The organism is Alistipes ihumii AP11, assembly GCF_025144665.1.
Taxonomy (GTDB): domain Bacteria; phylum Bacteroidota; class Bacteroidia; order Bacteroidales; family Rikenellaceae; genus Alistipes_A; species Alistipes_A ihumii.
Genome location: NZ_CP102294.1, coordinates 2,103,898 through 2,116,834, shown reverse-complemented (window position 1 = coordinate 2,116,834; position 12,937 = coordinate 2,103,898). Strand labels below are relative to the sequence as shown.

Genomic DNA, 12,937 nt, shown 5'->3' with positions numbered 1-12,937 from the left:
TCATTTAGATTTAAATACAACTGTTTCCGGTATGTCGAATTTGATCGGAAGTATAGATTTTATTGGACGATATTTTGATGGAATGTAAATATTAAACACAGCGTTAGGAAACATTCGCCATATCATCATTGCAAATTGCAAGTCTGCATTTGAATAACAAGCTGTTCCATTTGGATGGTTGTGTTCATTTTTCTTGTAATCTAGTATATATTTCATTTGACGATTAGGAAATGTCGTTAGCATTTTGAATAATGCTGCTGCTCCATATTCTTGACTTTCTAAGTGAGAAGTTGACAGATAGTTTACGGATTGATACTGTTGATGATCAATAATATCCACAGAAGTCACCCCCCATTCTACCGTTGAATTTTCCCAGACGAATTCGGTCAATTTTTGTGCTTGATTATCATCGAAAATCTCGTAATAATCATAGGGCGTTTTCGATATTTCCGAATTATCACTTTTCTTGGACGGTAGAATGTTTTTATCTATTTGAATTGATTTGAACAAATCTACTTCTCCTTTTTCATTTTCAGCATAAATGACATCGTAATTATCGTTTGTCTTTTTCATCAACTCGATCTCTCCATTTTTCTTCAAACGATAATCGTCCATTACCATCCCCGTCGGATCGACCAACGTGATGGGATTTCCAGCACAATAATTATAGGGTGAAAGCGAGAAGTATTTCTCCGCCAACGGGTCCTGCGTATTCCAGCGAGCGATCCTCGGGTCGTAGAATCTGGCTCCGAAGTCGAGCATATCGAGGCTGACCGGTTCGAGCGTTTCCTTGCCGCCGAACTTGTAGCGATTGACGCTTGTCAAGGGCAAAGAGGCATTTTCATGCCGTCCCCCGAAAGGATAGTAGTCGTTCCGCTCGACGATCTTGCCCGTGTGGTCCACGACGGCACGGACGCTGCCCAGATGATCCCGGATAAAGTAATTCACTCCCGCCGACTGAATCGTCCCCTCGTCGGTCACCGCTTGCGCGAGGGAGAGAGTACCGCCGCGATAAGCATATATCAAAGAACCCAAGTACTCGAACCCGCCGGTTCTGGCTTTCTCCGAGAGCTTCCTGCCGTCCGATCCGTAGGTGAACTGAGCCTTGGACGCTCCGACGGTAGTCTGTACCGTCTGCATCAAATTTAAACAATTATAACTGAATTCCAAACGATTCAGCCCGTCTTTCACCAAATTCCCGCTCGGATCGTACTCGAACACGCCCGTCGAGGTCCCTGAGACGTCCAACAGCACGTCTCCGCCGAGGGTGAACCGCAGACTGTCGCTCACCGCTCCTCCGGCCGTCCTCGATATGGCCAGCAGGTTCCCGTTCGCGTCGTAGCGGATTCCGCGCTCCGTGTAACCGTCGGTTCTCGCTCCGTCCACGAAGTGCTTGGCTGCGACCATCCGTCCGACACCGTCGTAGGAGAACACATAATCGTTTTCGGGTTGCTGTCCGTGCTTCCATGTCCACTGCGAGACCATGCCCGAGTAGAGAGGAGCGCCTCCGTACCGAGGGTTCTCGTATCGGAGTTCGGAGACGAACGGAGCGCTCGCAATCTTGCCGATCCAGCCTCGGACGTTGTACGTATAGCTTACGGGAGTCGGGCCGAGTGTTTTTTCGCTCAGTCTTCCCGCCTCGTCGTAGGAGTATCTCGCCGTGAGAGGAGTCGTCACGGATGAGAGCGTCGTCCGCCGCTGCGAAAGACGTCCGTCATGATCGTATGCGAGGGTCGTCGTCAGTCCCCTTTGCGAGCCGCTGGCCGAAGAAGAATGCGACTCCCGGGTCTGGACCGGCCGCCCCGTGAAGTCGTACCGCGCAAGATACCGGTCCTTTCCTCCGAGGTGGTTGCGGCCGTTGGACTGAACGAGTCGTCCGTGCAGGTCGTAATAGTATGCCTCGGGCATCCGGACGGTCTGCTGGGGCGACAAGCTCGTGCGGATGCTTCCCGTATGGAGGCTCTTGTCTCCGCCGGTGTACCGTTTGCCGTAGTTCGGGTCGTTCTCGAATCCGAGTTCGGAGAACTCCGAGCGGGAAAGAAAGTCGTAGGAGTCGTAATACTGGGCCGAGAGGAAGCGTCCGCCGGCCAGTTCGACCGCCTGTCCGTCGAGCAGAACGGCGTACCCGGCATCGCCCGACGAGCCGTCGTATCGTGCGACGAGCGTTTTCCCGTCGAGCAGGCTTTGCGCAAGGTTCGCTCCGCCGAGCGTCTTGCAAGTTCCTCGAAGAACCTCGCGGCCCAGCGCGTCGGGAATCGAATAGGACCATTCTCCCGAGCGTCGCTGCACGCCGTCCTGTGAAAAAACGGGACGGTCCGTATCGTCGTACAGATAGCGTACTTCCTGAGCCCCGGGACGCCTGACTCCGACGGGACGGCCCCGGCGGTCGTAGCGGTAGAGGTAGGTCAGATCGGCGACGGTCGCCGAGGACATGTCGAGCGCTCCGGTCTGCGACTCGAGCATCGCCGAGGCTTTCGGAGGCAGCACGGCCCGCAGCAGGCCGCAAGCATCGTAGACGTAGTAGGTGTCGAGCGTCTCGGAGCCATTCATCCGCCGGATGAGAACGCTTTGTCCGCCCTTGTCTTGGAACGTGTACGACAGCCGTCCGTCCTCGTCCGTCGCGGCGGTCACGAGCAGCTCGCCCTCCGGATAGTCTCCCTGCCGGGAGAGCCGCACGGCGTCCCGGTCGCTGTCGGCCACGTAGCGTGCGCAGCGCAGCGAGTCAGCCGCGGAGTTCGTCAGATAGCGGTTCCGCACGGCGCGGCCGCTTTCGTGCCAAGCCTTGCCCGGACCGAAAACCGATGCCGTCCGGCCCAGAGGAGAAGCCTCGTAGAGGGTCCGCCCGTAGGGGGCTTCGTCGGCATAGAAACTCTCGGCCCGTGCGGCGAGGGTGGCCGGTGCGACATACTTGCCTCCGTTGTTCGGCACGGGTACGGGAAGCCACGACCGACTCTCGCGGCCGGCACTGTCGTAGTCGGTCCGCGTGACCAGGTCGGCTCCCGAGGGAGAGGCCCCGATACGAACGGTCTGCACGGGCCGTCCCAGTCCGTCCGCATAGGTCGCCGTGCGGCGGCACTGTCCGGCATCGAGCGTGCGCGGGTCGTCGGTTGCGGTCAACGGCTCGTACTCGAGCACGTAGTTCGCGTCACTCAGGGGCTGCACGACCCGGACGCAGACGACGTTCGAGTAGGCGTTTTGCCCGTCGGCCCGGTTCGCTCCCCGGCGAAAGTAGGTCGTAGCCGCGAGCGGCTGCGGCCGGTACGCGAGGGCGGTAGCTCCGGCGATATGGGTCCACGGACCCGAGGAGGTCGGGGCCGACTGCCAGAATACGACGTATGTGCCGCCCGGGTTTTGCGGCGAAACGACATTCGCGAGTTCGGCGGGCCGGACGCCGGCCTCTACCGTCTGATCGCCCGATATGCTGCCGGGAGTCAGCGGCTGAGTCGCCGGAGTGACCGTAACGAGCACCTCGTTCGTGTAGGCCCTTTTTTGGACTATGCCGTCCATATAGACGACCGCCCGACGGTAGCGGGTGCTCTTGCCGAGCGCTCCGGGCTGGTAGCTCTCGGACGTAGCGCCGAAGATAATCAGCCAGCCGAGCCCCAGATTCGCCTCCTCGGCGTATTCCCACTGGAAGGTGTAGGGTACCGCCGTCGAACCGTACGGCAACAGGTCGTTCCGGATCGGGGCGGGCACGGCTCCGGCCTCGATCCTCTGTTCGCCCCGGATTCTGCCGGGGTTTAGCTCGGCGCCACGGACTACCGAGAGGGAGATCAGCGTCAAGATGAGCAGCAGCATATGTCTTTTCATCGGGCGGTTGCCGGACGACGGGATGTCCGGTCCGGCCGGCCGGTTCGCGCACCACGCGCAACGGCGACTATCGGTTCTTATAGCGGTATTCATAGTATTTCAACGTTTTTTTCTGTGTACCTTCGTAGTAGTGAATCGAGCGGAGCCGGCCGAAGGGGTCGTACTCGTAGTATGTGGTGAAGCCTCGGGGATCGGTGGCCGAAAGCATGCCCACGAGCGGACGGTAGGTGTAGGTCGAGATGTGGGCCGAGCTCAGATAAGGGGACTTGCGCAGGGATGCCAGCACGTTCAGGAATCCCGAAGAAAGCGTATCCGATACGGTCATCGTGTGAATCGTAGGCAGGCTGACGACGGATGTCAGTTCGCCATACGAGCAGCCGACGAGTTCGGCCACCGGATGCAAACCGTTGTATCCCCACAGGTAGCAAACCGAGCGGGGAGCCGTGCGGCCGGTGATTTCGATCGGATTGCCGTAGTCGTCGAAGCGTGTCGAGAGAATTTCGGCGTAGCCCGCATCCGGCGAGAATGCGGCGCGGCCCGCTTCGGGAGCGAACGCTCCGGCCGAGGACTTGTTCGACAGGCGGAACAGGCTTTCGGAGAGATCGTCCTTCTCCAGCCGGCTCTGCGAGGTCGGATTGCCGCACTCGTCGTAACCGAACAGCTCGCCCGAGACGACCAGCCCGTCGCGCCGCCGGATGCGCTCGACGGGGACCGAGACGATGTTCCGCTCGACCAGCTCGGCGAGCGTTCCGCCGCCCGAGAGATCGTAGTCCTCGGGATAGAGCGTCTGCTCGACGAGCGTCGTGCCGTCGCTCATCGTACGCTCGACGCGCCCGACCGCATAGCGGTTCGGACTGTCGTAGCGGTAATGGGTCCGGTCCGTCGACACGCGCCCCTGCGCGTCGCGCGTCTGGACCTCTTTCGTAACGAGTTGCAGACAGCCCGTGTGCAGGCCGGAGTAGCGGTACAGCAGGTCACCGGCCGCTTTACGGTATCTCCACAGCTCCTCTGCGTCTGAACTCCTTATGACGTTTGTATACAGCCAGACGGGAACCCTTCTGGGGAATAGTCTGCATCGATAGATCAGCGTCGAGTCGAGGTGCTTGTTATAGACGTATTTCTCGCGCTGCACCCACTCGTAGCTTCCGTTCCTGTACTCGTAGCGGATCACCGAGTCGAGCGGAGTCAGGTACCATTGCTCGGGCTCCAGAGGATAAGGTTCATTAGGCGGGGATTTTATCGGGAACACCGTGTTGAACAGGGAGAAGTCGTATTTGTAAATCGTTTTGCCCGATTGGCGACCCGTATCCATCTCGTATTCGGCTACTTCGCTGTAAAGAACCGTGCTGCCGCTCTCGAACGAAAGGCTTTGGTTGCTACCCTTCAGATATGTGCGCTTGCGGAGAGAGAAAGCACAAAATTCGGGATGATTGCACTCATCCAGAATATTCGTGTTCTCATAATAATAATCCTCCCATTGCTCGACTACCCCGGTTCGGTTGAACACCCCCTCCACATCCTCGTCGAAGTACGGCTCGCTTTTAACGAAACCGCATCCGTCCTCGTCGGGTCCGTAACGATAAATCTTCTCGCGCAAAACTTTCGAATCGGCATCGCGGAACTGTATCTTTTCGACGCGGTATCCTCCGGCGCCTCGGGGTTCCCTTTTTCCGTACCGGCTGCGGAAACGGTGCTGCCCCATTATAAAGGAGACGTACCCTCCCGTCGGGTATCGGATAGTCAGAAAGGTTTTGGGCGTTTGGTCATAGGCGAAGACTTCCGACTGGTCGATGTGCCCGATGGTAAACGATGTATCGCCGGGCAGCGAGGGATCGTTGTCGTTGCTGTGCAAGGAACCTTGTATGACGCTTCCGTTCACGAAGCTGTAAACACCGCCTCCACGCTTGGCCTGGATTTTTTGCCTGACGACACTCGCTTCTCGACCGATGTTTTTATTCAACTGTTTATAACCCCAGTAGTCGGTCGTGTACAGGTCGCCGCCGCCGACAAAATACGGGTAGTCGAAAGAATAAAGCTCGTCTCCCGAGCGTACTGACAGCAGTTTGCGCCAGAAATCCTTGTCCAGATTCCGAGGATCGGTCTGATTGAACTCGAAAACAATCTTCTTGACCGTGTCGCCGCTGTTGTCGAGAACGGCGATCGATCCCAACATACCGGATTCCGGGTAATCGAAAACCATTCGACCTCCGCGAAAAGTAATCTCTTTTACATGGCGGTAAACGAGTTGCGTCGCCGATGATGCCGGAATATCCTCGGACGTATAGAGATCGTGGGCCTTATCGGTCAGGTCGGACAGATACGCCATCTGTCCTTTGTGATAAACCAGCCAGCTTCTGTAACCCGGCGTGCACTCTTTCCCTTTGATGCCGGCAACCTCCCAAAAATTACCCGGAAGATTTTCGACTCCGTTCCATACCTTCATTCGGTAATTGACTCTCGCACAGGGATTGTATTCAAGTTCTGAATAAGGTTCCGGGTGGGTGCCTCCCGCGTTGTCGTATATTTCGATTCGATCATCGTAGCGATGGGTAGATCTTGTGACGGGTCCTCCGTAAGTGAAAGACACCTCTTGTTGTTCCTGCGGACTGAATATTCGCTCGCACTTCCATGCCACGATAACCGTTTGGTTCGACGAGCTGCCGACAGGCGTAGTCGTTTCGGTCGCCGTGGACGAAAAGACGTATTTCGTGCCGTCGGTGTCCCAGATCGTGAAGCGCTTGTCGCTGCCGTACTCGATCTTCACGCCGTTGTAAGGTACCGGCACTGCCTCGACGCTTCCGTCCGGCCGATGCCGGAAGTAGAACGCGCCGCTTTTGTCGAGCAGACGATAATAGAAGCGGTCGGGTTCCTCGTCCCGCTTGCCGTGATAGAAGTTGCTCGCCTGCTGTTCGGTTCGAGCCACTGGAACGTCTGTGCAATAATCGCTCGGTATATCCGTATTGAAGTAGTATCCCAATGTATTTTCCATGTGGTTCAGGTCGTCCAGCCCGTTTACCTGCCGGGTGATCTGCAGTTCGGTGCTCAGTGACCATCCTTTGCCCACACTTCCGGCAAGCTGATTCGGCCGGGAGTAGTTGTCGGTGTGGAACATGAGCGTGAGAGGCAAGAATATCTTTCCGATCTGCACCGTATGTAGCGGGATCCGGATGTCGGGCACTCCGGTCAGATGGCTTACCGGGTAGTCGACGTAGCGCATTAGCGAGGCGGCTTCCGGCGGCAGGAACTCGATGCGGCCCGTCGGACTCGTCCGGTCGGTCTGGCCCCACAGCGTACAGGGAAGCAGCATACATAGAAAGGCGATTCGTTTATGGATCATATCGGTAGTAGGTTTAGGATTTCGTTTGTGTTCTTTTCTGTTCATGCCCTTCGAGGCTGATTTTACTTGCGGAGATTCACGTTTTCATAGGCCAAATAGTTTTTCAGGTTCGACATCGGTTATCGGTCGGGTGTCGGGTTCTATCCCATGATACCGCCGAGACGGAACATGGGCAGGTACATGGCGACGAGTATGACGGCCACGAGCAGGCCGACCAGCAGGATCAGCACGGGTTCGAGCAAGTTCCCCAGCGAGCGGAGGCGGTGCTCGAGCTCTGCGGTCAGTACGTCGCCTTCTCGGGCGAGCATTTCGGGCAGCCGGCCGGTCTGCTCTCCCACCCTCAGCAGCGTGACGAGCCGCCGGTCGTAGAGCTCCGCGAAGCGCTCCAGCGCCTCCGACAGGCAAGCTCCCCGTTCCAGTTCGCGGGCAATCCGTGCAAAGGAGACGCGGTAAGGATAAAACACAATGATCCCCTCGAGCATCCCGATGCCCTGCAACAGCGGGACTCCAGAAGAAGCAAGCAGGCCGAGCAGGCGGAAGAAACGGGCCTGCACGCTCTTTTTCAACGTGTCGCCCATTATAGGAATCTTCAGCAGCCATCCGCAGGCAAACCGCTGTACGCAAGGGCGGCCGCCATAGGCCTTCCACCACAACAGGCTTCCCGCACCCGCGAGCGCCGCGACGGTCAGATAGGTCGGGAAAGCTCTCGACAGCGAGATGATCCACCGGGTCATCGCCGGCAGTTCGCCTCCCATGCGCGAGTAGACCTGCTCGAACATCGGCACGATCACCAGCACCATGAAAATCACGACGACGATTGCCGTAAAGAGGATAATCAGCGGATAGCTCACCGCGCCGCTGACCATACGCCGTTGCGCAATGCGCTTGCGGTAGTAATCGGCCAGAAAAGCCAACGCCTCGTCGAGCCGCCCGGTCTGCTCGCCGAGGCGCAGCACTCCGCAGTCGAGCGGAGCGAAGCGTCCGCTCCGCTCGAAGGCGCGGGCCAATGCCTCGCCGCGTACGACCGAGCGGTAGAGACTGCTGAGCAGCGTTTTTGTTTGTACATCCCGCTCTCCCTCGATCAGCAATGAAAACGAGCGGCTGAAATCGAGTCCGGAGCCGAGCAGCGAGTGCAGCTCGGCGAATATGGCCTCCTTGCGGGCGTCTTTGAGCGGATGGCCTCCGTGCTTGGGTAAAGCAAAAGAATCGTTCGGGTTCATGGCAGTTCGATCGTTCGGTTTAGGATATTCTCGTCTTTGTTACAGTACGGGATCCCGTATTCGCTTGCGTTCCGGTGCAGAACCGGGTATCGGAACGTGCACGATGCCGCAGTCGACACGGAACGCTCTCGGCGGCAATCCGGATACCGATAGGCGATTCGGTCGTTTTCCGGCAGGGGCCGATAATGTCTCGTGCAGTGTTGCGGATCGAAGGTCGTTGGCGGCATAAGATTTTCGGATTCTTCATTTTCGGGAACGTGTTCGCTTTATTTCGATTCCTCGTTCGATTCGTTTTCGTTTTCTTCGTATCTGTACTTCGCTTCCTGCTCGCTCAGCTTCTTGAGCAGCGGATCGGGCGGACGGCGGGACACGAATCCGATGCTCAGTACGGAATCCTGTTCGGTCCGCAGCTCGACGATCATCGTATCGATCCGCGCTCCGAGGACGGATTCGGGAACGGTCCGCAGTCGGACGACATTCCGCCACAGCGTATCGGAGCGTTCGTCTTGCCGGACGATCAGCGCCGAGTCGGCCAGTGAGAGCCGGGCATGGATCCCTCCTTTGCGATAGAGCGCCAACGTTCTTTCGCCTTCCGAGATCAGGCTGTCCGAGTCTCCCGCCAGATCGGCCGTGTGGAAATAGCCGGCATACTGCTCCGTGCGCTCTGCTATCCGCTGCGAGGTCCGGTCGAGAAAGCGGCGTAGCAGCCCGAATCCCTCCATGACCGACAGAAAGACGATGCCGCTGAGGATCATTAGGATCAGCACTTCGATCAGCGTCGAGGCAGACAGTCCGCTCCCCGCGATCCGAAGCCGAGGCCGGTTTCCCGGCCCGGTTCGAGCTGCCCGCTTACGAGCACAGCGAGCGTCCGGCTGCCACTGCCGGTAAGCCTCCTGCCTATCCGAAGCAGGACGTTGCTCGCTGTGCCCAGCACATGGCAATCGTCGCCCCGTAATCCGTTCCGGGCGGATAGCGCCCTGCGTGGAACGACCGGGACAACGGGTCCGAGCCCGTTCCGCAGAGCGCGCGGCCGGCCATAGTTGGCTCGGGCAGCCAGCGCGTCCTTCCGTCAGTCGCTTTCGTGCGGTTTTGCAGTCATTCATTATCGATGATCGTGTTTCGGTCGAAACCGTCCGGATCGACCAGATACCGGTATTCCATTCTTTTGCGTCCTCCCGTCAGTCGCTTTCGTGCGGTTTTGCAGTCATTCATTGTCGATGATCGTGTTTCGGTCGAAACCGTCCGGATCGACCAGATACCGGTATTCCATTCTTTTGCGTCCGCCCGCGATTTTCACCGTCAGCGTCGCCTGCCATAGGGCTGGACAGGAAGCGTAGGGCTCGATGAGAACCGTGAGCGTTCCCCATCCGTAGGAGAGTTCGGTCTTGCCCTCGGAGAAAGCCCCCTGCCGGATTTCGCTCGCCGTGCAGGCGGCCCGGTAATCGGCTTCGGCGCAGACGATTCCGTCGGAGGGGCCCGCCGTTAGCCGGACGACGGTCTCCAGACTCGCGGCGAAGACGATCAGCAGCACGACCGAGGCGACGACCGCCTCCAGCAGCGAGGCGGCGGGAAGACGTTTTATCGCACCCATCCCGCCTCCTTTCTCCGGTAGGCCGTCGCCGCCCACAGCGGGTAGGCCGTCGCCAGGTTTTCGAGCAGCGTCAGATCGTAGAGCATGTCCTCGTAGTACCCTTCGGGAGAGTAGTAGACCAGGCGGTTCGCCGCCATGCAGCCCGATACGATACCTTGCACCTGCGCCGCGCCGTCCGTCCACAGCAGTCCCCGCAGTACGGCCGTGCGGTCCTGTCGGTAGTTCGCGCGTTTTACATCGGGTCGACCTTCCCCGTCGACGATCGCATAGCCCTCGACGCGGCTGTGCGGGCCGATTTCGATATAACGGTCGGGGTTCTCCCGCGCGACGAACATTCCCGACGGGTAATCGAGCGTCACCCGCTGCCCTATCAGAACGGTGTCCGATGCGAATAGTTGAGCTCTTCCCCGAAATCCGTCTCCCACGCGGATCGTGCGCCCCACGACCAGCACATCGCGCAGACGGCAGGTGCTGTCGATGGACACCTCCTCTCCCAGCAGCACGGCCATGCCTTCGATCAGAGCTCCCGGTCCGAAGCTCCCGGCATCCAGCAGCCGGGGCTCCGTCTCGCCGAATCCGACGCTCAGACTGTCCGGCGTAGGCATCCATGCCCCGGGAGCTTCGAGCAGGCGCAACAGACTGTCGGTCATTCGGCGGGCATCGGTTCGGACCGGCGGAAGCTCCTTGCCGGCATAAGCGGTACGGGCTCCTTCGATCCGTTCGCCGCAGAAAAAGATCGAACGGATTTGTCCGTACTGCACGCCGTGGCGGGGAAGCCTCAAGCATCCGTGCAGCGAGGTGCGTCCCGCAAGCGACAACGAAGCGGCATCGGTCGCATACCAGAGACCGCTTTCTTCGCCCGGCGAACATGCGAAGGGGGCGGCCGACCCGAACAGCCGGGTCGGGGCGATCCGGGGATCGGCCGCCTCGATGCGCACGGCCTCGTACAGTCCCCACGGCCGGACGGCGATCCGCACCCGACTGTCGGGCTGGCCGTCGTAAAGCCGCAGGCCGCCCTGCTCGTCAAGCCTTGCTGTCAGCGTGCTGTCGGCGGCGTACAGAACGAAGGCCGACTCGACGTTCGCCCGTTGCCGCGAGAGGTAGCCCGCGCGGGAGAAGAACAGAAAATCGGACTCCCACAACGCGAGTACGCCCAGCACCGAAAGCAGCATCAATGCCGAGACGACCAGCACCGTAGCCAGTACGCCGGCGGGAAGGCAGGCCGAATGGAAAGCAGACCGTCCGGCCGGTCGACTCGGCCTCGGGACGACCGCCTTGCGACCGTGATCCGGCTCCGGGTTCTCCGCCGGAGGGAAAACATGCGGAACCCCTCGGCACAGCGGACGGTCGATTCTTACTGAGTATGGTCCGATTCCTTTCATCGTATTTTTCATCGTACTATTTACCTTAGCAGCTATAAAACAGAACAGTCGAGATATCGGAGTTCGGAGTACGGAACGAGTCCGAGTATTCATCGGTCTGCGAAACCGGGAGCCGTATTCCGGCTCCATATTCTTTGTATCGGAATCCGGGCAGTTCACAGCTCAGGGAATTTTCAATCCGTATTTCCGACCGTCCGCCGCGAGCCATAGCGAATCGGCTCCGACCGCATGCAGTCTGAAGCCTCCGGCCGACTCGCCCTGCCGCAGCAGATGGTTCCGACCATCGATCGAGATCAGATAACGGTCGGTTCCTTCCTTACGGATACGGCCCGTACAGGCGAGCTTGGCGGCAGGACGTTCGTTCTTCGCTTTCGACCGCACGGGCGCTTTGGCCGACGTGGATGCCGGGACGGAAGGTCTCGTCGCAACCGCACGCAGGAACGGATCGGGATAGTCGAGTCGCAGCGTATCGATGTCCGCACGGGGATTGTTCCGGGCAACGGGCACGGCAGCCGGATCGGAAGCCGCAGGTTTCGGCCCGGAGAAAAAGAGCTTCCACGCCACGACGCCCCAGATACCGAGCGCTACGACGAGTAACAGGTATGTCAGCGGACGGGATTTCATGGCTCGGAAAGAGTTTCGTGACCTGAAAAGCGTTTTTTCGCCGATAGCATATCGGAGCGGAGTGCCCATGTCGGACCGGCAGGCCGCAACCCGCCGTCGCTCTCCGTCGGCAATCGTCTTTCGGCCGGCCCGAACGCGATACCTGAAATAGTCTGCCGTGGCGCGCGATACGTGATCGAAAGCATCCCATTCCTGCCACGGCAGGACTCGAATCGGTTCTCCGGACCGTTCGGACGCTCAGGTCCGACGCCCCCCGCAGATTCAGTCGAGGGATTCGGCATGGCGAGCCCATCGCTGCCGGAAAGACCTTCCCTGCCCGGGACTGCGAACGCCTCATGCATATCGTCCCCTTCCTCTGCGGGTTCTTGCGGATCGGAAAGCGATTGCGACTCGTCCGCCGCAGCGGGATCGACCCTCAGCGAATAGACGCTCTCCTCGCTTCGGTAAACGCCGTTGAAAGCCTGCAGGCTCCACTGATAGTCCCCTTCGTCGAGCGTCAGCGAGAAGCGGTCGGCCGCATGGAGGGAATCGGCGCGCAATGTCGTGTCGGCCCATACGCGCGAAGCACGGGCGAAGCTCGGCGAGACGACCGTGAGCCGGTAGTTACGGGCTCCCGAGAGGGGCCGCCAGAGAAAAGTCACCTCGCCGGCTTCGATATGCGCGTCGTGCTTCGGTGCGACCACTTCGATCCGGGCCCGGTCGATATCCTGCTCGAAAATGTCGTCGCAGCCCGAAAGCAACGGCAGCAAAAACAAAAGCGCGCAGGCCGTCCGGAACAGGTCGGCGGAGCCCGTTCGACGGATCGGGATCGTCCCGGACGTCGAACGGGATTCGGACTCGCACGTATCGGCCCCGCCTGCCGGAAAGTCTGCGGAGAGCCTTTCTGTCCGGATCGGCGTTTTGCGGTCGGACCGACGGGCGTCGGGCCGAAACGGCCGGAGGGAACGGTTTGTCGGATCGGATTTCATATCAC

Annotated in this window: 8 protein-coding genes; all 8 read right to left on the bottom strand. The window is 59.3% G+C overall.

Annotated elements, in window-relative coordinates; genetic code table 11:
* The gene (locus NQ491_RS08575; RefSeq protein ID WP_259800653.1) at positions 1-3,810 is read right to left on the bottom strand and encodes a DUF6443 domain-containing protein; all 3,810 of its coding nucleotides are present in this window, start codon (positions 3,808-3,810) and stop codon (positions 1-3) included.
* Between the two features lie 67 nt (positions 3,811-3,877).
* Positions 3,878-7,147 carry an RHS repeat domain-containing protein gene (locus tag NQ491_RS08570; protein WP_157365684.1) on the bottom strand — a complete coding sequence of 1,090 codons (3,270 nt, stop codon included), beginning with the start codon at positions 7,145-7,147 and terminating at the stop codon, positions 3,878-3,880.
* 140 nt (positions 7,148-7,287) lie between these two features.
* A complete protein-coding gene (locus NQ491_RS08565; RefSeq protein ID WP_259800652.1) occupies positions 7,288-8,367 on the bottom strand; it encodes a type II secretion system F family protein in 1,080 nt (359 codons plus the stop codon).
* A 266-nt stretch (positions 8,368-8,633) separates the two neighbouring features.
* Positions 8,634-9,134, bottom strand: coding sequence for a hypothetical protein (locus NQ491_RS08560; protein ID WP_232423219.1), 501 nt, complete (start codon positions 9,132-9,134; stop codon positions 8,634-8,636).
* A gap of 437 nt (positions 9,135-9,571) precedes the next feature.
* On the bottom strand, positions 9,572-9,958 hold the full coding sequence (locus tag NQ491_RS08555) for a hypothetical protein (protein ID WP_019246938.1): 387 nt from the start codon (positions 9,956-9,958) through the stop codon (positions 9,572-9,574).
* A complete protein-coding gene (locus NQ491_RS08550) occupies positions 9,946-11,352 on the bottom strand; it encodes a hypothetical protein (protein ID WP_232423220.1) in 1,407 nt (468 codons plus the stop codon). Before NQ491_RS08550 ends, NQ491_RS08555 begins: the two co-directional genes overlap by 13 nt.
* A gap of 150 nt (positions 11,353-11,502) precedes the next feature.
* Positions 11,503-11,964, bottom strand: coding sequence for a hypothetical protein (locus NQ491_RS08545; protein ID WP_019246940.1), 462 nt, complete (start codon positions 11,962-11,964; stop codon positions 11,503-11,505).
* Complete coding sequence (locus NQ491_RS08540) at positions 11,961-12,932, bottom strand: hypothetical protein (protein ID WP_019246941.1); 972 nt, start codon at positions 12,930-12,932, stop codon at positions 11,961-11,963. The genes NQ491_RS08545 and NQ491_RS08540 overlap by 4 nt, the downstream gene beginning before the upstream one ends.
* Positions 12,933-12,937 lie beyond the last annotated feature (5 nt).

Bases quoted from the DNA above. Each gene is read 5' to 3' on its own strand.
- NQ491_RS08575 (WP_259800653.1), bottom strand. From the start codon at position 3,810: ATGAAAAGACATATGCTGCTGCTCATCTTGACGCTGATCTCCCTCTCG.
- NQ491_RS08570 (WP_157365684.1), bottom strand. From the start codon at position 7,147: ATGATCCATAAACGAATCGCCTTTCTATGTATGCTGCTTCCCTGTACG.
- NQ491_RS08565 (WP_259800652.1), bottom strand. From the start codon at position 8,367: ATGAACCCGAACGATTCTTTTGCTTTACCCAAGCACGGAGGCCATCCG.
- NQ491_RS08555 (WP_019246938.1), bottom strand. From the start codon at position 9,958: ATGGGTGCGATAAAACGTCTTCCCGCCGCCTCGCTGCTGGAGGCGGTC.
- NQ491_RS08550 (WP_232423220.1), bottom strand. From the start codon at position 11,352: ATGAAAAATACGATGAAAGGAATCGGACCATACTCAGTAAGAATCGAC.
- NQ491_RS08545 (WP_019246940.1), bottom strand. From the start codon at position 11,964: ATGAAATCCCGTCCGCTGACATACCTGTTACTCGTCGTAGCGCTCGGT.
- NQ491_RS08540 (WP_019246941.1), bottom strand. From the start codon at position 12,932: ATGAAATCCGATCCGACAAACCGTTCCCTCCGGCCGTTTCGGCCCGAC.